Source organism: Oceanobacillus sp. Castelsardo, assembly GCF_001659985.1.
Classification (GTDB): Bacteria; Bacillota; Bacilli; order Bacillales; family Amphibacillaceae; genus Oceanobacillus.
This window is the reverse complement of sequence record NZ_LYCS01000006.1, coordinates 67,170-87,563: the sequence shown is the minus strand read 5'-3', so window position 1 is coordinate 87,563 and position 20,394 is coordinate 67,170. Positions and strand designations below refer to the sequence as shown.

At 35.9% G+C, this 20,394-nt stretch carries 24 protein-coding genes; 7 read left to right on the top strand and 17 right to left on the bottom strand.

The features are described from left to right. The first annotated feature begins 20 nt into the window (after positions 1-20). Entirely contained in the window at positions 21-1,556 is a 1,536-nt protein-coding gene (locus tag A9178_RS11835) for a DHA2 family efflux MFS transporter permease subunit (RefSeq protein WP_068675549.1), read from the top strand. A 61-nt stretch (positions 1,557-1,617) separates the two neighbouring features. Here A9178_RS11835 and A9178_RS11830 read toward each other — a convergent pair whose 3' ends face one another. The 4 genes from A9178_RS11830 to A9178_RS11815 form a co-directional block, all read right to left on the bottom strand. After that, positions 1,618-2,181 carry a 5-formyltetrahydrofolate cyclo-ligase gene (locus A9178_RS11830; protein ID WP_231889846.1) on the bottom strand — a complete coding sequence of 188 codons (564 nt, stop codon included), beginning with the start codon at positions 2,179-2,181 and terminating at the stop codon, positions 1,618-1,620. 17 nt (positions 2,182-2,198) lie between these two features. After that, the gene (gene folE, locus A9178_RS11825; protein WP_068675547.1) at positions 2,199-2,756 is read right to left on the bottom strand and encodes a GTP cyclohydrolase I FolE; all 558 of its coding nucleotides are present in this window, start codon (positions 2,754-2,756) and stop codon (positions 2,199-2,201) included. An 11-nt stretch (positions 2,757-2,767) separates the two neighbouring features. Then, entirely contained in the window at positions 2,768-4,054 is a 1,287-nt protein-coding gene (locus A9178_RS11820) for a bifunctional folylpolyglutamate synthase/dihydrofolate synthase (RefSeq protein WP_068675545.1), read from the bottom strand. 174 nt (positions 4,055-4,228) lie between these two features. Then, positions 4,229-4,504 carry a hypothetical protein gene (locus A9178_RS11815; RefSeq protein ID WP_068675542.1) on the bottom strand — a complete coding sequence of 92 codons (276 nt, stop codon included), beginning with the start codon at positions 4,502-4,504 and terminating at the stop codon, positions 4,229-4,231. Between the two features lie 139 nt (positions 4,505-4,643). Here A9178_RS11815 and A9178_RS19180 point away from each other — a divergent pair, with 139 nt between their 5' ends. After that, positions 4,644-4,811, top strand: coding sequence for a hypothetical protein (locus tag A9178_RS19180; RefSeq protein ID WP_197482189.1), 168 nt, complete (start codon positions 4,644-4,646; stop codon positions 4,809-4,811). Between the two features lie 224 nt (positions 4,812-5,035). Here A9178_RS19180 and A9178_RS11810 read toward each other — a convergent pair whose 3' ends face one another. Continuing rightward, positions 5,036-5,500 (bottom strand): YrvL family regulatory protein, encoded by a 465-nt coding sequence (locus tag A9178_RS11810; protein ID WP_068675540.1) that lies wholly within the window; start codon positions 5,498-5,500, stop codon positions 5,036-5,038. Between the two features lie 25 nt (positions 5,501-5,525). Next, on the bottom strand, positions 5,526-6,011 hold the full coding sequence (locus A9178_RS11805) for a GNAT family N-acetyltransferase (RefSeq protein ID WP_068675538.1): 486 nt from the start codon (positions 6,009-6,011) through the stop codon (positions 5,526-5,528). Between the two features lie 184 nt (positions 6,012-6,195). On the opposite strand from A9178_RS11805, the gene A9178_RS19375 reads away from it, so the two are divergent. After that, the gene (locus A9178_RS19375) at positions 6,196-7,188 is read left to right on the top strand and encodes a glycoside hydrolase domain-containing protein (RefSeq protein ID WP_068675536.1); all 993 of its coding nucleotides are present in this window, start codon (positions 6,196-6,198) and stop codon (positions 7,186-7,188) included. 93 nt (positions 7,189-7,281) lie between these two features. Here the strand turns inward: A9178_RS19375 and A9178_RS11795 are convergent, their stop codons facing one another. Then, positions 7,282-7,833, bottom strand: coding sequence for an SLOG family protein (locus tag A9178_RS11795; RefSeq protein ID WP_068675534.1), 552 nt, complete (start codon positions 7,831-7,833; stop codon positions 7,282-7,284). Positions 7,834-7,938: 105 nt separating this feature from the next. Beyond that, entirely contained in the window at positions 7,939-8,376 is a 438-nt protein-coding gene (locus A9178_RS19570) for a CotD family spore coat protein (protein WP_068675532.1), read from the bottom strand. Between the two features lie 226 nt (positions 8,377-8,602). Between A9178_RS19570 and A9178_RS11785 the strand changes: the two genes are divergently transcribed. Both A9178_RS11785 and yidC read left to right on the top strand, forming a co-directional pair. Next, positions 8,603-8,968 carry a hypothetical protein gene (locus A9178_RS11785; RefSeq protein ID WP_068675530.1) on the top strand — a complete coding sequence of 122 codons (366 nt, stop codon included), beginning with the start codon at positions 8,603-8,605 and terminating at the stop codon, positions 8,966-8,968. After that, on the top strand, positions 8,917-9,726 hold the full coding sequence (gene yidC / locus A9178_RS11780; protein ID WP_068675528.1) for a membrane protein insertase YidC: 810 nt from the start codon (positions 8,917-8,919) through the stop codon (positions 9,724-9,726). Before A9178_RS11785 ends, yidC begins: the two co-directional genes overlap by 52 nt. Before the next feature lie 41 nt (positions 9,727-9,767). On the opposite strand, the gene A9178_RS11775 is transcribed toward yidC, so the two are convergent. Beyond that, on the bottom strand, positions 9,768-9,917 hold the full coding sequence (locus A9178_RS11775) for a small acid-soluble spore protein P (protein WP_068675526.1): 150 nt from the start codon (positions 9,915-9,917) through the stop codon (positions 9,768-9,770). 159 nt (positions 9,918-10,076) lie between these two features. Between A9178_RS11775 and A9178_RS18985 the strand changes: the two genes are divergently transcribed. Next, positions 10,077-10,217: a hypothetical protein gene (locus A9178_RS18985; RefSeq protein WP_156520767.1), complete on the top strand. Its 141-nt coding sequence runs from the start codon at positions 10,077-10,079 to the stop codon at positions 10,215-10,217. Between the two features lie 111 nt (positions 10,218-10,328). Here the strand turns inward: A9178_RS18985 and A9178_RS11770 are convergent, their stop codons facing one another. After that, a complete protein-coding gene (locus A9178_RS11770) occupies positions 10,329-11,258 on the bottom strand; it encodes a manganese-dependent inorganic pyrophosphatase (RefSeq protein WP_068675524.1) in 930 nt (309 codons plus the stop codon). 292 nt (positions 11,259-11,550) lie between these two features. Between A9178_RS11770 and A9178_RS11765 the strand changes: the two genes are divergently transcribed. Then, the gene (locus A9178_RS11765) at positions 11,551-12,666 is read left to right on the top strand and encodes an NAD(P)/FAD-dependent oxidoreductase (protein ID WP_068675522.1); all 1,116 of its coding nucleotides are present in this window, start codon (positions 11,551-11,553) and stop codon (positions 12,664-12,666) included. A gap of 118 nt (positions 12,667-12,784) precedes the next feature. On the opposite strand, the gene A9178_RS11760 is transcribed toward A9178_RS11765, so the two are convergent. From A9178_RS11760 to deoB, 7 genes are all read right to left on the bottom strand, one after another. After that, entirely contained in the window at positions 12,785-13,201 is a 417-nt protein-coding gene (locus A9178_RS11760) for a universal stress protein (protein ID WP_068675520.1), read from the bottom strand. A gap of 340 nt (positions 13,202-13,541) precedes the next feature. Next, the gene (locus A9178_RS11755) at positions 13,542-15,002 is read right to left on the bottom strand and encodes a SulP family inorganic anion transporter (protein ID WP_068675761.1); all 1,461 of its coding nucleotides are present in this window, start codon (positions 15,000-15,002) and stop codon (positions 13,542-13,544) included. A gap of 219 nt (positions 15,003-15,221) precedes the next feature. Continuing rightward, positions 15,222-15,866: a YczE/YyaS/YitT family protein gene (locus A9178_RS11750; RefSeq protein WP_068675760.1), complete on the bottom strand. Its 645-nt coding sequence runs from the start codon at positions 15,864-15,866 to the stop codon at positions 15,222-15,224. A 119-nt stretch (positions 15,867-15,985) separates the two neighbouring features. Then, positions 15,986-17,284, bottom strand: a complete 1,299-nt coding sequence (locus tag A9178_RS11745; protein WP_068675518.1) for an NCS2 family permease — start codon at positions 17,282-17,284, stop codon at positions 15,986-15,988. 342 nt (positions 17,285-17,626) lie between these two features. Continuing rightward, entirely contained in the window at positions 17,627-18,298 is a 672-nt protein-coding gene (gene deoC / locus A9178_RS11740; protein ID WP_068675516.1) for a deoxyribose-phosphate aldolase, read from the bottom strand. A gap of 35 nt (positions 18,299-18,333) precedes the next feature. Next, entirely contained in the window at positions 18,334-19,149 is an 816-nt protein-coding gene (locus A9178_RS11735) for a purine-nucleoside phosphorylase (protein WP_068675514.1), read from the bottom strand. A 6-nt stretch (positions 19,150-19,155) separates the two neighbouring features. Next, positions 19,156-20,340, bottom strand: a complete 1,185-nt coding sequence (gene deoB, locus A9178_RS11730) for a phosphopentomutase (RefSeq protein WP_068675512.1) — start codon at positions 20,338-20,340, stop codon at positions 19,156-19,158. Between the last annotated feature and the right edge of the window lie 54 nt (positions 20,341-20,394).

Sequence of the window (20,394 nt, the reverse complement as noted above, 5' to 3'; positions counted from 1 at the left end):
ATAAGAAAGAAGGATGATACATGTCACAAGAAAATCAAATGCATAGTAAACCACCATATGGAATGATAGCAATTCTTTTTATCGGTGCGTTTGTAGCAATTCTAAATGAAACGTTGTTAAATGTTGCACTACCTTCCATTATGACGGAATTTAAGGTCGATGCAACTGCCGTGCAATGGTTAACAACTGGATATATGTTAATTAATGGAATATTAATTCCTGCAAGTGCATTCTTTATTCAACGATTTACAAATAGAAGTTTATTCCTTACAGCGATGACTTTATTTACTATAGGTACCATTCTAGCTAGCATATCACCTACATTCGGAGTACTCTTAGCTGCTCGTATGATTCAAGCTTCAGGTTCTGCTGTCATGATGCCATTGTTAATGAATGTTATGCTAGTTGCCTTCCCAGTGGAAAAAAGGGGAGCAGCGATGGGAACCTTTGGACTAGTAATGATTGTTGCTCCAGCCTTAGGGCCAACTTTATCAGGATGGGTTGTCGAACATTACAGTTGGAGAACGTTATTCGATATTGTCATTCCAATTGCGATACTATCCTTAGTAATCGGTATTTTCAAACTTAAAAATCTAACTCCTCAGCGTGCTATTAAAGTAGATATTTTCTCACTTATCTTATCCAGTTTTGGTTTTGGTGGATTACTTTATGGGTTTAGTAATGCTGGGAGTGATGGATGGACGAATCCATTCGTTTATGGATCTATCATTGTAGGTGTTATCTCTGTTATCGGGCTTATTTTCCGTCAATTGCGTATGGATGAACCGATGCTTGAATTTAGAATCTATAAACATTCCATGTTCGCTCTATCATCAGCTATTTCCATCGTATTAGCAATTGCGATGTTCTCTGGAATGATTCTTCTTCCAATTTATGTACAGACCATTCGTGGATTTAGCCCGATGGAAGCTGGAATATTAATGCTACCAGGAGCCCTTGTGATGGGATTCATGTCCCCTATCACCGGTAAACTATTTGATAAATATGGTGCAAAGACTTTAGGTATTATTGGGTTAACTATTACGATTGTAACTACGTATTATTTTAGTAAATTAGATATGGAAATTTCTTATACGGCATTAATGGTTCTCTTTGCCATCCGTAGTTTAGGTATGTCGATGGTAATGATGCCTATTATGACAAATGGCTTAAACCAACTACCTCAAAAAGATTATCCACATGGTACTGCGATGAACAACACACTTCAGCAAGTTTCTGGTGCCATTGGTTCTGCATTATTAATCACAATCATGAATAAACGCAGTGAATCAGAAGCAGAAGTATTAATGCAGGATGCGATGTTAAATATGGATCCATCTGCTGCGACATCGGAACAAGCAGTGACAGAAATGAAAACACAGATTTTAAATGAAGCGATGCTACATGGAATTAATTTTTCATTCTTAGTCTCAACCTTCATTGCTGCACTTGCACTAATCTTAGCCTTCTTCATTCGCAGAGTTGGGCCAGATGGGAAAATTATGAAAAAGGGAAAATCAAATATGCCTTCTGAATCAGCAATAGTCACTGATTAATCTGTATCAAATTAAAAAGCTTGGATAGAATCCAAGCTTTTTTGTTATTTAATAAACGTATTTATATCATTCCCTCTTCCGTAATAATACATTTAACTGGAAGATCATAGAAGTCGGTAGGAATTCGATCTATCACTTGGAGATGGCTTGCCAAGGAAATCGTTTCATTAGGAAAATCAACTAAAAAGCGGTCATAATATCCCCCACCAAAACCAATTCGATATCCATTTTGATCAAAAACAACACCTGGAACAATTAACAAATCAATATTTTGTTTTTTTACTTTTGATGTTTTTTTAGGATTTGGCTCCAGAATTTCATATAAACCTTTTTCTAATTGATGAAAATCATTGATTAAATAAAATACCATTTCCTTATTCGGAAGACACTTTGGAACACAAACAGCTTTCCGCTCATCCCATGCTTTTTCAATAAGGGTAGTTGTATCCCATTCAACTCCTTGTGAAATGGTGATTCCGATTGTTTTTGCCTTTTGCCAAATGTCAGAACCTAATAAATTATTTCTTAATTGCTGTTCAATTTCTAGTTTTTCATCCTCTGACAGATATTTCAATTTGTTAATCGTTCTTTTTCTAAGCTCTGTTTTATTCAGTGAATCCGCCACTATTCATGTAACCTCTTTTACCTACTAATTAAAGAAAGCACTTCATTTCTTGATTTACTATTTTCTCTGAATGATCCGCGTACTGCACTCGTTACAGTTTTAGAGCCTTGTTTCTTAACACCACGAATACTCATACACATATGTTCTGCTTCTAAAATAACCATTACACCAACTGGATCTAATTCTTCCATTAATAAATCTGCAACAGATTTGGTAATCCTTTCTTGTAATTGTGGTCTTTTACTAATTTCATCCACAATTCTTGCCATCTTACTTAAACCAATGACACGGCCGTTTTTCGGAATATAGGCAACATGAGCGACACCAATAAATGGTACTAAATGATGTTCACACATAGAGGAGAATTGAATATCTTTTACAAGTACCATTTCCTCATGTTGTTCTTCAAACACCGTTTCACAGTGAACAGCGGGATTTTTTGAAAGTCCTGAAAAAACCTCTTCATACATATTCGCTACTCGTTTTGGCGTATCTAATAAACCTTGGCGATCTGGATTTTCACCAATCGCTTCTAAAATTTGTCGAACTGCTAACTGAATTTTTTCCTTATCCATTTATGAAAGCCTCATTTCTTACTAGCGTATTTTTTTGACTTGATAGTTTTTCGGATTTCTCCTATATAGTAAAGTGATCCGAAACTACAAATTATACCATCTTCCCCAGCCGCTTCCAGTGCTAAATCAATCGCTTCTTCAAAACTCTGACTAACCATGGCTAACTGATTTTTATTTTTTAAACGAAGGGCTAAATCTTCCGCCTTCATCGCCCTCGGATTACCAGGAGTAACTGTAATAAAACGATCTACAACAGGAGAAACTCTTTCAATCATTTCATCAACATCTTTATCTTTTAAAATACCAAGAATCGCTATTATTTTTTTATCTTTAAAATACTTTGTTAAATTATCTATTAATGCAATGATACTGTCAATATTATGAGCACCATCAATAACAACGATTGGATTTTGATGAATGACTTCAAATCGGCCTGGCCACGTCGTTTCCGCTAAACCCGATCTTAGTGCATTTTCATCGATATAAATTCCATTTTCATTAAGGAGCTGGACCGCTTCTAAAACGACAGCTGCATTTTTAAGTTGATGTTCACCTAACAATGTGATTTTTAGATTTTGAATGGATTTATAATCAAATGACTGCCCACTCAAATCAGTTGAAACGTTCGCTATTTGGGAAAAGTCCGGTTGAAAAACAAGACTATTTTTTTCTTCTGCAACTTGGAAAACGACATCCTCAACATCTTTTTCTTGTGAGTATAAAAGTACCGGAGTGTTTTCTTTAATTATTCCTGCCTTTTCACCAGCAATTTCAGGTAAGGTAGAACCTAAAAATGCTTGATGGTCTAAACCAATAGAAGTAATAATAGAAAGCAATGGATCTTCAATAACATTTGTCGAATCAAGCCTACCACCTAACCCTACTTCGAGTACTACAATATCACATTGCTGTTCATAAAAGTATTGAAAAGCAATTGCCGTCATTATTTCAAACTCTGTTGTAGGTATGTGTTCTTCCTCTATTTTATTCTTAATCATTTCCGTAATTTTCGCTAAAGAATCATCTGAAATATCCTCATGATCCACTTTAATTCGTTCATTAAATCTTGTAATATATGGTGAAGTAAACAACCCTATCTTATAACCAGCTTTCCGTAAAATGTGTGAAAGAAAGGATGCTACAGAACCTTTTCCATTTGTTCCCGCAATATGGACAAACTTTAACTGTTTTTCGGGATTTCCTAAAGCGTTCATTAATAATCTAATATTATCTAAACCAAGCTTCATACTGTTATACTTTGGGTTATGAATATATTGTAGTGCTTCCTCGTAATTCATGGGATTTAAGCTCCTTTATTACCTACTCATTCTCTTATTAGAATATCCCTTTATTATAAGGCATTAATACATGTTTCGACAAAGAAACTTCCTTCATACCATTTATTTGGAAAAAAATAGTTTTTTCTACTACGAAACAAAAAATAAGTAGGGGCCAAACCCCCTACTTATTTATTAAAGTGTATCATTTATGTTTTGTTGCGCTTCTTGTACTTGTTGACGTACATCGTGTAATTCTTCAAACGCTTGTTGGAATTGTGAATTTTGTGTTGCTTCTGTTCCGGCTTCACTTTGTAAATTTCTTAATATTTGTTCAGCATTCTTTAATTGCTGTTCTGCTTGGTCCAGGACTTGAGTGTCTCGCCCTTGCGCTTGAATCACAGCTTCTTGTGCAGCGTTTACTTGCACACTTGCTCGTTGTAATTCTTCATGTAAATTTTCGTAAGCCATGTTTATGTACCTCCATTCCTTCTTATCAATAATATGTCTTTATTTTCTCTAATTTATCCGTGCTTATGTATCATTTTTGAATGGTTAAGGACATTTACGCGTAAACTAACTAGGAATTATTTGAAAGGAGAGTGTAAGCATGGGACGAGGAAAAGCTTATAACCATAAAAAGAAAGGTAATCCGAATAGCCTTCCAGAACATAATATGGTAGAAGGTAAGGAGCATAGCAGACAATTTGAACAAGTAGAGGATATTGTGACACATGAAGCTTTTAAAAATAGACCAAAAGAAGATGAAATGCCATAAGAAAAGGGCCAAGTCATTTCTGCTTGGCCCAAGCATTTTATTTTAATTGGACAGAAAAGATATAAACTTCTTCATAATCAGTTTGTCGTTTTAATGCATCCTCAGGACAAATCATCGATAATACTAATACTGTCCCCTTTGGAATACACTACTGTTGCAATGGGATATTTTTCACCAATAGATAAAGGTTTTTCAAAAACTTCTATAAACAATGACGATTTTCCTTATTGTTTCTTTACAATAACGATTTTTTTCATTTTACCTTTGAATGCTATATCTGCAATAGATAGCAAGAATGCTCCTAATATTTCTGTCCCGATAGGAACTGTAATTTGAACCATCATTTCATCTATTATGAAAATAGCTAACCAAAGAGCAAAGCTATGTAAAATGAAGCTCATTCTCATAAATCTTTTTTTCGATTTTAAATAAGGCGCAAAGATAATGAGAGATAATTTAGCAATTAATTTAGTAAAATAACTTAAAATGAAAAAAAAGACTAGGAATAAGAGTAAAAAGTATAGTGAATCATATTTCACATTAAAGATATAGAAAAATCCTGCGAACCCAAAGAAATATGTACCAATAATCAATAATAGAGAAGCTATAATAACTAAACCTAATAACGCAACCGCAATTAAGTTTCCACCAAATATTTTAAATCCTCGAAAGAAACCATTTTTCTTCATCTAAACATCCTAACATTTTACACATTCATATTTTCAATTTCATATTTATCGTATGTATAGTATGACCGTTAAAGTCTTCTTCAGTTTCACTAATTCTTTCAAAACCTTTTGCCTCGTAAAATCTCATACCGACCAAATTGTGCTTTTCCACATTTAATTGAATTTCCTTTACATCATCGAATATTTTCACACCTTCTTTTAAAAAAGCAGTTCCTATGCCATAACCTTGAAATTCTGGAAAAATATAAATAGCTCCAAGCAAAGTCGAACCTTCTGTAGAAACGTGGGAATAATTGGCAAATCCAACAATTTTACCATGAACTTCAGCCACTAACATCATCGAATATTTCAATTTTCGTTTCAACACCTTGTAACTATAAGCCTTTTTCAAAAAGTTATTTTGAATCTCGAGTGGGATAATTCCTTCATATGTACTATTCCAACTTACCCTAGCAACGTGCTGCACTTGTGAAATATCCTTTTTTTTCATTAACCGAATATTGTAGTCCACTATTAATCACCCTTTTAATTAGTGAAATATTACAGTTTATAACATTATAACATGGACCTGTATAAATTATATTCATTCAAGCAAGAAATATCCTCTTTAATCAATTTCACTATCCACCCGCACACCTCATGCCTCTCCTTAATATACTGCATTAAATGTGAAAATAGGAGGGGTAAAAAATCAGATGAAAAAAATTTTTTCTTTTACTCTTTGGGGATTAACTGTCTTCTTCGCAATTATGTTCCTATTCATTTATGTTCTTTTTGCATTAACAAAACATGATGAAGTTGAGAACAACAGCCTTTCTTCAGAACAAGTGTCGGATGAGGAAAATAAGAATAACGGAGAAGATGAGGAATCTTCCGATGATGATCAAGAAAAATCCGATTCGAACGGGGATGAGTCAAATAATAATGACTCAAATGAGAAGGAAAATAATCAAGAAGAAAATAAGGAGGAAAATGCAGAAGAGGATAATAATGAGAATGAAAATGATGAAAATGATGAAACTAACAATAATGACAAAGACACTCAGGAACTATACTGGGGAGTTGACTCAGCTAATTACACGGATGAAAACATGTATTCTTGCGTAGTGGATAACTTCGGAAATCCCGATGTTTGGGGCCGATATATCGGAGAAAATGAAGGGGTATCTACTGGAATAGACAAGCAAGAAATAGAATTTCTTCACGAAAATAACATTTCGATTCTATTAATCTATAACCATGTTAATGATGTAACTGGTAGTGAACAAGGAAAAAATCACGCTGAGAAAGCAATCTCCATGGCTGAAGAATTGGGAGTACCTGAAGGAATAGCTCTCTTTCTAGATGTTGAGCCAGATTACCCAGTTGATTCCGCTTTTCTAGAAGCATGGTACGAAGTGATAGAGAACGCCAATTATCAATCAGGTATTTACGGAGTTTTTGATGAAAGTAGTAGCTTATTAGAAGCATATAATGCAATGGAACAAGAAACTCAAGAAAATACAATTGTATGGACAGCCTACCCACAAGAACAAATCACCACAAAAGATAACGCTCCTGAATTTAATCCTCAAGGGCCAGAAAATTCTATGCTATACGGCTGGCAATACGGTCTTGAAGCGGAATCATGTACTATCGATACAAACCTATTCCAAGGGGATATAAGGGAATATTTATGGCAGGAGTAAGGGATAACCTTATTCCTCCTTTTTATTGAAATCAACCATTCTCTCATTGTCAACGATGATTAGAAAACTTGGCATTCGCCAAGCCTTTGGTAATCATCCCCAATAATCTGGGTCGTTCATTCTAATCTCTTCCACGATGTCTTCCAAATCCATTGGAGTAATCAAATAGACATTATAACCTTTTTTTTCCTTTACTATATCATATAAATATTTATTGCTCCCCGGATTATCTTCGTCCATCAGGAGTAAGCAGCCATCACTTTTTTCAACTAACCATTTATTTTTTGCTTGAAATTGATAAGGTCCTTTATATTCGCCTTTATACAATGGTTGGAAGAAATCGACTACAAATGTTAATTCCTGATATTTCTCCTTTAGAGGATCCGGCCAGCGGTTTTCTTGATTCTCAAATGGCGGAATCATAGCGATATTGATATTATAGTTTTCTTTAAGGTCTAGTACAACTTCGGCAGTCCACATTTCTACACCTAATTGTCCGGTAATAATAATCCATTCTAGTCCTTCTTCGATACAGCTAATTAAGCGCTTCTCGATTGCCGCCTTAATAAAGGTTACTCGTGGATCATTCTCTTTAAAAATACCTAACTCCGTGGATTTATATCCCGACACAACTAAATTTTTCATATATAATCCTCCCACCTGTACAAGATAAGTAAGTAAGTATATACTTACTTATTCGCTTAAATAGAAAAGCTAGCAATTAACTGCTAGCTTTTTCTAATATAACATTTATCTATTGCAAGGGCCGCATTTATGGTTCATATTATGGTGACCGCAGCCTGGGCCCATCATTCCTGGGCCAAAACCTGGGCCTGTCGAAGCTCCCATTACACCTGGTCCTGGGCCCATCGCTCCTGGTCCAAATCCTGGTCCCATCATTCCTGGTCCCGGACCTGTAGATGCCCCCATTACACCTGTTCCCGGGCCAAAACCTGGGCCTGGAACTTGATATGATGGTCCTTGAATATCAACACTATTCGTTACATTTTGATAAGAAGTAGAGTGTGGATAAGTGTGAACATTTTTAACTGTGTGATGGTTAATGACATTAGTGTGAGATGGATGAACGTGATTTACCACGCTTTCTGAACAAGTATGAACGTTATTTACTTTAGTTGGATATACACATGTCGGACATCCGCAATGTGGTCCATGATGACGTCTCATATACATTCCCCTTTCTTGTTTTGATACACTAATAACCTATGTTATTTGTATTGGTTGTGTATAAGCGAGTACCCAATTTTAATAAGAGTTTAAATTAATCATGGCATTTGTCTCATTTTAAATTTACTACTATTACCATTGAAAAAAAACGAAACCTGTCATACGATAGAAACGTACTAAATACTACGATAATAAAAGACGGTAATAAAAAAGGAGGTGAATACAGATGTTACTTGAATTATTGAATGAACTTCTAAATGACTTATCACCATTTTATCTATACTTAAGTTTAGTCATTGCCAACCTTCACTTGGGATTTCTTCAATTTGATTTACAATATCGTAGCTTTGAAAATCAAATCTACATTCGTAAGTGTCACGATGTTCAATTTCGTTTATTGCCAAAACTAAAAATAATTCCTCGTATTATAGAATTAAGAAATTGGATATGTACGATTACAAAAAGAATCGATTCAATAGATGATTCCGAAGCTCCTTCCTTCTTTGTCACCTTAATAACAAAAAGACAAGGAGGAAAAAAATGGAGCCAAAATCTGTATTCACTAACTTTAAAAAATATAGCATTCTTTTAGGGATTCTCACCCTTTTGTTACTTTCAGGTTGTCAAAGTGCATCATTCGAACCGATTAACGCCAATTCTACGGGATGGTTCGATCATAACTTTGTTTATCCTTTTTCATTACTTATTAAAGGTATAGCAGCATTATTTAACGACAACTACGGATTATCCATCATTATCATTACATTGGTTATTCGCTTAATATTAATGCCGTTTATTTTAAAACAAACAAAGAATAGCGTGCAAATGAAAGAAAAAATGGAAAAAATCAAACCTGAGCTTCATGCATTACAAGAAAAATACAAAGATAAAAAAGATATGGAATCAAAAACTAAAATGCAACAGGAAATGATGGAGCTTTATCAAAAGCATAATATGAATCCTTTAGCTTCCCTCGGCGGTTGTTTACCAATGGTGATTCAATTTCCTATCCTAATTGCATTTTATTACGCAATTCGTCGTACACCAGAAATTGCAACCCATTCCTTTCTCTGGTTTGATTTGGGACAAAGTGACATTATACTGACCGTTTTAGCAGTCGTTATATATTTCTTCCAATTTAAAGTTTCTCAAATTGGTATGGATCCAAAGCTTAAACAACAAATGGCTATAATGGGACTTATTTCTCCGATTATGATTGGAGTTATTTCGTTAACAGCACCAGCTGCACTACCACTCTACTGGGCTGTTGGTGGGCTGTTTATGATAATCCAAACCACTATATCAAGAAAAATTTATTTATCTGCAACGAATACTTCAGAAAATAAATAAATCAAAAAACTTCCATCGTTTTGAAGATGGAAGTTTTTTTCTTACATGTCATGGTGAGGATTATGTTTTTGTCTTGAATGATTTGCATTTTTCGTCTTTTTCGAACCACTTAATGGTTCACCATACCCTTGTTGTGGACTTTGGGGTAAACGTGGGCGTTCTTGTTGTTTTGGTCCTTTTGGATTTACCATTCATACTCCTCCTTTCACCAACTATATTGTTTGAGAAAATTTATGAATTATGCAGGCTGGACAAATATCTAATTATTTAAACAGTAGACTAATACACGGTCAATCTATAATAAACTAACGTAACATGAATGGAGGACAATCAATAAGGAGGGGGAAATATTGTCTAGCGTTTACCGTTCAAAACATTCGAAAAAGGAAAATCCATTCACTAAACAATTAAAAAATCCTTCTAAAAAAAATGATGATATCCGAACAAATGAGAGAAACAGAAAAGCCAATTATAAAGAAGACTTGGTTTAGGTGGAGTTTTAACTCTACCTGAAACTAGTCGCCCTTATTTTGAAGCTTGGCGTTACTAAAATAAATAATACAGGCAAAAACCATCCAGCTGGTTGGTTTTTGCCTGTTTACTTATTTCGTATATTCTTCAGTTAGTACGTTAACAATTTGTTTTTTACGAGATACAACACCTTTAAGAAGTGCACGACTGTTGTTATCTAACGTTACTCCATAGCCAGATTCCACTTTTCCTTTACCTTCTCCAAGCGCAAATACCTCAGAATCATTTTCTAAAATATCCGTTACAACGAATAGGAATAAATCTAATCCTTTTTCATTAATAATTTTATTAATTTCTGTTTCTAATTCTGCTTGAATTTCGTAAACTTTAGATGTATCTACCGCATTGACCTGAGCTACTTCCACTTTTGCGTTACCCATCGTAAATTCTTTCGCATCCATTGTTACGAGTTCTAAAGCAGATTTGTCACTTAAATCAGCGCCTGCTTGAAGCATTTCAAGACCGTACTGTTCTAGGTTAACCCCAGCAATTTCTGCAAGTTCATGTGCTGTATCCACATCTTGTTGTGTGCACGTTGGTGATTTCAATAATAAAGAATCTGAAATTATAGCCGATAATAAAAGACCAGCGATTTCTTTTGAAACTGCTTTATTATTTTCTTTGTACATTTTGTTTAAAATCGTTGCCGTACAACCAACTGGTTCCCCGCGGAAATACAAAGGCTCTTTTGTTTCAAAATTTGAAACACGGTGATGATCAATTACTTCTTTGATTTTTGCATTTTCGATGTTATCCGCACTTTGTTGGAATTCATTGTGATCAACTAAAATTACTTCTTGTCCATTTTCCACTCTTTCTATTAATGCAGGTGCATCTACTTTAAAGTAATCTAAAGCAAATTGTGTTTCTTTATTTACTTGTCCAAGTCGTACTGCTTCTACATCCTCACCAATTTTCCCTTTTAAATCAGCATAAGACAATGCGGAACAAATAGTATCAGTATCTGGATTTTTATGTCCAAAAATAAGTGTTTTTGTCATATTAATTTCTCCTTTTATGTAAATCTTCGTCACAATTTATAGCTTTCCAATTCCTCTACAAATTTTATCACAAGGCTATTTGTTCTTCAATATTTGGAAATTCTGTCCGTTCCATTTTACTTTTCCATTTTTTATTTTTATAGTAATAAAGAAGACTTGGTTCAGGTAGAGTTTTAACTCCACCTAAAACTTAGTCGTCCTTATTTCGAAGCTTGGTGGCACTTATCTCCCGCCTGTAGAGGCAGGAGTTTTAGTAACGCCGCGTAGAACAAAAAGAAACGAGATGTTATGAATGAATCAATACATTGTAATTGGTGCCGGTATATTAGGAGCGAGCACAGCTTATTACTTAGCTAAAAACGGTGCAAAGGTAACGATAATAGATAGAAAAGACGTTGGACAAGCGACTAACGCTGCTGCCGGAATGATTTGTCCCTGGGTATCTCAACGAAGAAACAAAGCATGGTATACCCTTGCAAAAGGTGGTGCAAAACTTTACCCTGAACTAGTAAAAGAACTAGAACAGGATGGAGAGACAGAGACTGGCTATTCTCAAGTAGGAGCAATTAGTATCCATACAGATGAAAGAAAGCTTATGGGGATGAAAGAAAGGGCATTAAAGCGTCGGGAAACAGCCCCTGAAATCGGTGAAATCAGCCTACTTGATGAAAAGAAAACGAAAGAACTGTTCCCATTACTTGCTAATGGTTTTCAATCCGTCCATATTGCTGGCGGGGCTAGGGTAGACGGGAAAGCTATAAGGGATTCACTCATTCGAGGAGCAAGAAAACATGGTGCTTCAGTGATTTTTGGAGATGCCAAATTGATAGCAAATGAAGAAAAGGTAATTGGAGCTTCCGTTGAAAATAGTGTATTTGAAGCTAATAAAGTTATCGCTACTTCAGGAGCATGGATGAATGAACTACTGGTGCCTTTAGGTGTCCATTTTGATGTAGTTCCGCAAAAAGGACAAATCCTACACGTAAAAATGCCTAACATGGATACTTCGAATTGGCCTGTAGTTATGCCACCAACGAATAAATATATATTATCTTTTGATGACCATATCGTCTTAGGAAGTACTCATGAAGATAAACAAGGATTCGATTCTGAAACAACGGTTGGAGGTTTGCATGATATTTTATCTAACGTTCTGGAATTCGCTCCTACCTTAAGTAAAAGCACTATTCTAGAGTCAAGAGTTGGTTTTCGCCCATTTACGCCAGGATTTTTACCTGTCATTGGTGAATTACCTGGTATTGAAGGATTATTGTTAGCTAACGGGCTCGGCTCATCAGGATTAACTACCGGCCCTTTTGTAGGAAAGCAATTAGCAAATTTAGCTTTAGGTAATAAGGTTGAAATCGATATTTCTGATTATCCAGTTAGTGGTGCTTTGATGGACTAAAACCTCTTTATGTTAAGGGTCATAGGAAAAGCTCCCATGACCCTTTTCATTTATCGGCGAATTTTCCTTTAGCTTTTATTTTCCCACCAGAAAAATTGCTGCAATCGAGCACTCTAATTTATTTCACAATTAATACTGGACAATCTGTACGCTTCGCAACTTTATGGCTAACACTCCCTAATATAAATGTTTGCAGATCGTTTAATCCTCTACTACCAATTACTACACAATCAAATTCATTTTTATTAGCAAAATCCACTATAGTCGGACCTGCTTCTCCATGTAGAATATGCGTATTATAATCTACTCCTGATTTATCCATCAACTTTTTAATTGGGTTAAGTCGTTCCTTTCTATTCTTCTCTATTTCAAATTTCGATCCAGCATGTAATACATCTGCTTTTGCAGTTTCACCATCGACTACATAAACAATATCTAAACTCCCCTTAAATTTCTCGGCTAATTCAATAGCATGTTTCGTTGCTCTGATAGAATGCTGTGATCCATCTGTCGCCAGTAATATTCTTTGGAACATATAGACACCTCTTATCCAGTAATTTAATAATCTAATTTTATTAGAAAACTAGTCATTCGCCAAGCTTTTTAGGAGAATGACTTAGTTGCACTTATGCAAATCTTTACGGTGGGGCGAGTAACCGGAGCCCCAGACGGGAAAGATTTTATTCTTTCCCTCACTGCTTAGAAAACTTGTCATTCACCAAGCTTTTAGGAGAATGACTTAGTTGCACTTATGCAAATCTTTACGGTGGGGCGAGTAACCGGAGCCCCAGACGGGAAAGATTTTATTCTTTCCCTCACCGCTTAGAAAAAAGCAGTTATTTCCAATATTATTTGAAAATAACTGCTTTTATATCTTAGTTTCCGGATGCTTTTGTAAGTCCACCAATCTTATTAATTAGTTGCTTACTTTCGGTGTTAAGTCCCGTGTACTCGACATGTATCCCATTTTGTTCAAACTTCATTTCAATCTTATCTAACGCCCCAATTGCAGAGTCGTCCCATAAATGAGCATTTGTTAAATCTATTTCAACCGTTTTAACCGTATCTTCAAAATGGAACTTTTCCGTGAAGTCATTTACGGAAGCGAAGAAAATCTGCCCTTCCACTTGATAAATACGTCTCTGTGCACGAATATCCAACTCTTCTGTTACTTTTACTTTTGAAATCTTAGCTGCAAAGAAGATAGCACTTAACAGGACACCAGCTAACACACCTTTCGATAAATCATTAGTGGCTAAAACAATTCCAACGGTAACAACCATTACAATCGCATCCGTAAGTGGTATTTTGTGTAATGTTGTTAGTGATTTCCAATCAAAGGTACTAATGGATACCATAATCATAACTCCGACTAACGCAGCCATTGGTATTTGAACAACTAAATCACCAAAAACAACAATGAGTATCATTAAGAATACACCTGCAACAAAGGTAGATAATCTACCACGACCACCAGATTTTACATTAATAACCGATTGACCGATCATCGCGCAACCAGCCATTCCACCAAAGAAGCCTGACACAATATTCGCAATTCCTTGTCCTCGTGATTCTTTGTTTTTATCACTCTCTGTATCTGTCATATCATCTACTATATTCGAAGTTAACAATGTTTCTAGTAAACCAACAATCGCTAGTGATAAAGAATACGGAAAGATAATCATCAATGTTTCAAAGTTTAGTGGGATATTAGGAAGCAAAAACATTGGTAATTGCTGTGTAATCGAACCTAAGTCTCCTACTGTACGTACTCCAATATTGCCAAAAATCGCAAGCGCTGTTACCACAATAATCGCAACAAGTGTGGATGGAACAGCAGTTGTAATTTTAGGAAAAAGATAAATAATAGCAAGGGTTAATCCTACCAATGCATACATGACCCATGACTCTCCAACAAAATGGACAAGTTGAGCAGTAAAAATGACAATTGCTAACGCATTAACAAACCCGACCATCACCGAACGTGGTACGAATTTGATTAAATTCGCTAATTTACATAAACCAAAAACTATTTGGATAATACCTGCTAGGATTGTAGCCGCAAGTAAATATTGTAATCCATGGTCCGCTACTAAAGTAACCATTAGCATCGCCGTAGCACCAGTTGCTGCAGAAATCATACCCGGTCGTCCGCCAACAATGGCAATCACAACCGCAATACAAAATGATGCATACAACCCAACCATTGGATCCACACCAGCAATAATGGCAAAGGCGATTGCTTCTGGAATTAATGCTAATGCAACAACCATACCTGCAAGTACATCACCCTTAATATTGCCAAACCAATCATTCTTCAATTGTTCTATTTTCAAAAATTTTTCCCTCTTTCCTTTTAATTTTTTAAGCTTTTCTCGAAGCTTGATTCCGTCCATAACTTCTGCATCATAACACATCGACAGATTTATGCAAATGGTAGGAAAGCGCAAACAAATGACTTTTTCTCGTTTTTTCTTTGTTTTCCATCGTTATATAATACAATTCTTCAAAATCTCTTTTAAAAAAACAACATCCTAGCTTTAACTAGAGTGTTGTTATGAAACAGACCTTTTTCTTTTTTGGTTACATTCAAACTGCTCAATTCGTTTACTTAATTTTAAGTAAACGAATTGAAAGATAGGGCTTTGGATAAAGGTAAATAGAAATGTCACGATAAATACTGGCCCTCCTAGAATAAGTCCAATCACTAATACTAAGCTTTCTACAATAATACGAACTCTTCCTATCGGTTGCTTTGTTTTATCCGAAATGGATAACATAAAACCATCTCGCGGTCCTGATCCTACTCCAGCAGCATTATAGATTCCTCCACCAATTCCCATCACCATAATCCCAAGCAATATAATAAAGATATCTAGCCAAGTATGTGTTGCCTTTGGAAGAAAATCTAGCCACATATAAAAATCTACAAATGCACCAATTAAAATAGCATTAAGAAACGTACCGATTTTAATATAACTTTTATCCAAAATCCAGGAAACGATAATTAGTAAAAAAGAAAAAATAATATTCCATGATCCAATAGTTAGCCCAATTTTTTCATACATGGCAACATTAAGTACATCCCATGGGTGAATTCCCAAATGTTGCATATAAATGGTCATGGTAATACCACAACTAAAAATCACAAGGCCCATAAAATAAACGGACCAACGAATGATGGATTGCAAAAGAATCATCCTACCTTTTCCTTTAAAATTTACTACACCCTCCATCATAGCAGATATTTTTGCACTTTTGAAAAAATACTTCTTCCTCTTTGTTAAAAAAAGGATTAAGCAATAAAGCTCAACCCTTTTTAAACACCGTGCAATATAAAATTCAATAAAAATAAACCTGCAATAACATATAGTGGGATGGAAACTTGAGATGCTTTTCCAACTACTAATTTTGCAATTGGGTAGGCAATAAATCCAAATGCGATCCCATCAGCAATACTATACGAAAAAGGAATCATAATAATAATTAAAAAAGCAGGGATAACTTCAGATAAATCCTCGAAATTAATACTTTTCACATTCTGAAGCATTAATCCCCCTATAATAATTAGAATTGGTGCAATAGCACTATTCGGTATAATCGTTACAAACGGAATAAAGAATATCGACAATAAAAATAACAGACCCGTTACGATTGACGTAATTCCGGTCCTTCCTCCTGCAGTAATCCCTGCTGCAGTTTCCACTGTCGATACAGTAGGACTAGAACCAAAAATACCGCTAAGCGCAGCTGAAATGGATGTAACCCGAAAAGCTTTACTATATTTTTCACTTTGTTTTATCTGTCCTAACTGTCCACTAATCAATCCGATGTTTTCAAAAACGAGTACCATTGTTAAGGAAAAAACAGCAATCCAAAACGTAATGGACGTCATGCTTTGAAATGACATCGCACCAAATACAGAACCATAATCACCAGAAGAAATTCCAAAGCCATTTTTCATTTGACTCATGTCCACAAGTCCAAACATCCAAGCAATAAGCGTCCCAACAAAAATAGTGATTAAGAAGTTAGCTGGAATGTTTCGTAAAAATAAGATAACAGCAATAATCAGCGTTAGGATAAACACAATGACCTCGGGACTGCTTATATCACCTAAACTAATTAAAGAATGCTCTCCTCTTGTAATCAGTTGACTTTTTTCTAGCCCTATCAAGGCTAAAAACAAGCCTAAACCAACACTAATTGCATCCTTTAACGAATCTGGAATCGCAGTTGCGAGTATATCCGACAATGGGGTAAAAGCAATGATAGCAAATAATAATCCGGCAACAAATACGACAGCAAGTGCTTCTTGCCATGTTAGGCCCATGGTATGGACAAAGGTATAAGTGAACATTGCATTGACACCCATACCTGGAACTAAGATAAGGGGGACATTACCCCATATCCCCATAATTAAACACCCAGCTACAGAGGTTAGAATAGTAGCCCAAACCGCAGCCTCTATTGGTATACCCGCATCTGCTAAAATACTTGAGTTTACAGCAATAATATATACTATGGTAAAGAATGAGACGAAACCAGCAAGAATCTCTCGTTTCATCGTTGTTCCTTTTGCAGATAGATTTGTGAGGTTATTCATTTTTTCCTTCATTTTTCTTCCTTCTTTATTAATCTCCCTCACCCACCCAGTCATTTAAGGGGATGTTCAAAAAGTCCGGTAAAAATGACACTTCGAATTTCTTCGTTGGCTTGCTTTTCCGCTCCTCATGTACCTTTTAATGTACATTCCGGTCCTTGGAAAAGAAGAACACTTTTCCTACGTGCGATGCGGAATCAGAGAAGCTTTCCTTCTGCTCAAAACTACGCCGTCTCGAACTTCCGACGCACAGGACGTGCTAGTGTCGGCGTTGCAACAGGACGTTGCGTTCTTAGCCGACTCGGTCCTTTTTATCCTCCTTTTTGAACACATACTTAAAGTAATGACCAAAATCAATTAATAATCTGTTTTCGCTTCTTCACCAGAAACAATCGCAACTCCTGAGCTAGCCCCAAGTCTTGTTGCCCCTGCTTCTATCAATGCAAATGCAGTTTCGCGATTTCTTACCCCACCAGATGCTTTCACACCTACATCAGGACCTACTGTTTGACGCATTAATTGAATATCTTCTACAGTTGCCCCACCAGTTGAAAAACCAGTGGATGTCTTAACATAATCAGCACCAGCTTTTACAGCGAGCTTACATGCTGTTTCTTTTTCAGTATCTGTAAGTAGACAAGTTTCTATGATTACTTTAACTAATGCTTTTCCTTTTGCTGCTTCCACTACATTTCTTATATCGTTTTCGACATAGTCAAGATCGCCATCTTTTAATTTAGCGATATTAATAACCATATCAACTTCATTTGCGCCATTTTGAATAGCATCTTTTGTCTCCAAAGCCTTAACTTCAGATGTGCTAGCCCCTAACGGAAAGCCAATTACAGTACATACTTCCACGTTAGAACCTTCTAACTGACGAGAGGCTTCTTCCACCCAAGATGGGTTAATGCAAACAGAATAAAAGCCATATTCCTTTGCTTCCTCACATAGTTTTATAATTTGTTCTTTTGTTGTATCTGGTTTTAAAGCCGTATGGTCAATCATTTTTGCAACGTTTTTTTCCATTATTATATCTCCTCTTTATTTTAAATTCATGCAGTTTACAGTCGTTCGACAATACCTTTTACCAAGTTTAAAAAATCCTCCTTGGCTTTTTCCGTTGTTTCAATAACCTCTTCATGAGAAAGTGGTTGATTTAAAATACCTGCAGCCATGTTCGTAATACAGGAAATACCAATGACGTTCATTTCGGCGTGACGCGCAACAATTACCTCTGGTACCGTAGACATTCCAACTGCATCTCCACCAACTTTCTCTAGCATACGTATTTCCGCTGGTGTTTCATAGCTTGGTCCGCTATTCCAAACGTAAACCCCTTCTTTTAGTGAGATATTTAAATCTTTAGCAACTTCACGTCCAAGTTCCTGTAAAGATGGTGTATAAGCAGTTGACATATCAGGAAAGCGTACACCTAATTTACTGTCATTTGGGCCGATTAATGGATTGGCTCCTGCATTATTAATATGGTCGTTAATTAGCATTAAATCCCCAGGAGTAAAAGTACGGTTTACACCACCAGCAGCATTCGTTACGACAACTGTTTCAATTCCTAGTGCTTTCATTACTCGAACAGGAAAAGTTACTTCATCTAAAGGATATCCTTCATAATAATGAAAACGTCCTTGCATTGCTAATACCGTAGTCCCTTTTAAATCCCCAATTACCAATTGTCCAGCATGCCCTTCTACTGTGGATACTGGAAATCCTGGAATCAATTCATATTTAATTTTAACTGGATTTTGTATTTCATCTGCCAACACACCTAAACCTGATCCTAAAATGAGACCAACTTTTGGTTTAGAGGTAATTCTTTCTTCTATAAATGCTTTCGCGATTTCGATTTTACTCATGCTCATTCTCCTTCAAATTTCGTTCAAAAAGCTTTGTCCATGTTGTGGACTTTTTACTTGGAAGTTTTCCGCAATGGTCTCACCAATATCCGCAAACGTATTTCTAATTGGTAATGATTTACCTTCTGTGACTCCTTTATGATGAACAAGTAATGGAACATATTCCCTTGTGTGGTCTGTTCCGTGGTGGATTGGATCGTTCCCATGGTCTGCCGTAATGATAAGTAAGTCGTCTTCTTTTAGTTTTCTCAATACTTCAGGTAATCTTGCATCATACTCTTCTAATGCTTCTCCATACCCTTGTGGATCACGACGATGTCCATATTTTGCATCAAAGTCTACTAAATTTAGGAAGCTTAACCCGGTAAAATCCATATCTAGCGTATCTAGTAATTTATCCATACCATCCATGTTTGATACCGTTCTTAGTGACTTGGTTACCCCTTCACCATCATAAATGTCAGAAATTTTTCCAATGGCGATTACTTCATAATTAGCATCTTTTAACTCATTCATAACTGTACGTCCAAATGGTTTTAATGCATAATCATGTCGGTTTGGTGTCCGTTCAAAATGACCTGGTTCTCCAACAAAAGGACGAGCGATAACGCGTCCAACCATATATTCTGGATCATTTAATAATTCACGTGCATATTGACAAATATCGTAAAGTTCTTCTAAAGGAACTACCTCTTCGTGAGCAGCAATCTGTAACACGGAATCAGCTGAAGTATAAACGATAAGGCTTCCAGTCTTCATATGTTCTTCGCCTAATTCATCCAAAATTTCCGTTCCTGATGCTGGTTTATTTCCAATAATCTTTCTGCCGGTCTTTTCTTCAAGCTTATTAATTATTTGATCCGGAAATCCATCTGGAAACGTTCTAAAAGGCGTATCAATATGGAGCCCCATAATTTCCCAGTGGCCTGTCATTGTATCCTTTCCTGCTGAAGCTTCCTGCATTTTTGTGTAATGAGCAAGAGATTTTTCAACAGGCTTAATACCTTTTAATTCACGGATATTACTTAATCCAAGCGCGCCCATATTAGGCATATATAATCCGCCCATATGCTCAGCAATATGCCCTAATGTATCTGCACCTTTGTCATTGTATTTTTCTGCATCTGGTGACTCGCCTATTCCTACTGAATCCATAACAATTAGAAATATACGTTTAAATGGTGTTGTTTTGCCCATGCTGTTTTCCTCCTTCAATACTTTTATTGTAAGACGTCCAACCTCTCTAGGTCA

What these genes read in the sequence shown, in the direction of transcription:
- A9178_RS19375 (WP_068675536.1), top strand. Translation starts at nt 6,196, where the DNA reads ATGAAAAAAATTTTTTCTTTTACTCTTTGGGGATTAACTGTCTTCTTC.
- yidC (WP_068675528.1), top strand. Translation starts at nt 8,917, where the DNA reads ATGGAGCCAAAATCTGTATTCACTAACTTTAAAAAATATAGCATTCTT.
- deoC (WP_068675516.1), bottom strand. Translation starts at nt 18,298, where the DNA reads ATGGAAAAAAACGTTGCAAAAATGATTGACCATACGGCTTTAAAACCA.
- A9178_RS11810 (WP_068675540.1), bottom strand. Translation starts at nt 5,500, where the DNA reads ATGAAGAAAAATGGTTTCTTTCGAGGATTTAAAATATTTGGTGGAAAC.
- A9178_RS19570 (WP_068675532.1), bottom strand. Translation starts at nt 8,376, where the DNA reads ATGAGACGTCATCATGGACCACATTGCGGATGTCCGACATGTGTATAT.
- A9178_RS11815 (WP_068675542.1), bottom strand. Translation starts at nt 4,504, where the DNA reads ATGGCTTACGAAAATTTACATGAAGAATTACAACGAGCAAGTGTGCAA.
- A9178_RS11745 (WP_068675518.1), bottom strand. Translation starts at nt 17,284, where the DNA reads ATGAAGGAAAAAATGAATAACCTCACAAATCTATCTGCAAAAGGAACA.
- deoB (WP_068675512.1), bottom strand. Translation starts at nt 20,340, where the DNA reads ATGGGCAAAACAACACCATTTAAACGTATATTTCTAATTGTTATGGAT.
- folE (WP_068675547.1), bottom strand. Translation starts at nt 2,756, where the DNA reads ATGGATAAGGAAAAAATTCAGTTAGCAGTTCGACAAATTTTAGAAGCG.
- A9178_RS11750 (WP_068675760.1), bottom strand. Translation starts at nt 15,866, where the DNA reads ATGATTCTTTTGCAATCCATCATTCGTTGGTCCGTTTATTTTATGGGC.
- A9178_RS19180 (WP_197482189.1), top strand. Translation starts at nt 4,644, where the DNA reads ATGGGACGAGGAAAAGCTTATAACCATAAAAAGAAAGGTAATCCGAAT.
- A9178_RS11765 (WP_068675522.1), top strand. Translation starts at nt 11,551, where the DNA reads ATGAATCAATACATTGTAATTGGTGCCGGTATATTAGGAGCGAGCACA.
- A9178_RS11785 (WP_068675530.1), top strand. Translation starts at nt 8,603, where the DNA reads ATGTTACTTGAATTATTGAATGAACTTCTAAATGACTTATCACCATTT.
- A9178_RS11760 (WP_068675520.1), bottom strand. Translation starts at nt 13,201, where the DNA reads ATGTTCCAAAGAATATTACTGGCGACAGATGGATCACAGCATTCTATC.
- A9178_RS11835 (WP_068675549.1), top strand. Translation starts at nt 21, where the DNA reads ATGTCACAAGAAAATCAAATGCATAGTAAACCACCATATGGAATGATA.
- A9178_RS11770 (WP_068675524.1), bottom strand. Translation starts at nt 11,258, where the DNA reads ATGACAAAAACACTTATTTTTGGACATAAAAATCCAGATACTGATACT.
- A9178_RS11795 (WP_068675534.1), bottom strand. Translation starts at nt 7,833, where the DNA reads ATGAAAAATTTAGTTGTGTCGGGATATAAATCCACGGAGTTAGGTATT.
- A9178_RS11775 (WP_068675526.1), bottom strand. Translation starts at nt 9,917, where the DNA reads ATGGTAAATCCAAAAGGACCAAAACAACAAGAACGCCCACGTTTACCC.
- A9178_RS11820 (WP_068675545.1), bottom strand. Translation starts at nt 4,054, where the DNA reads ATGAATTACGAGGAAGCACTACAATATATTCATAACCCAAAGTATAAC.
- A9178_RS11735 (WP_068675514.1), bottom strand. Translation starts at nt 19,149, where the DNA reads ATGAGCATGAGTAAAATCGAAATCGCGAAAGCATTTATAGAAGAAAGA.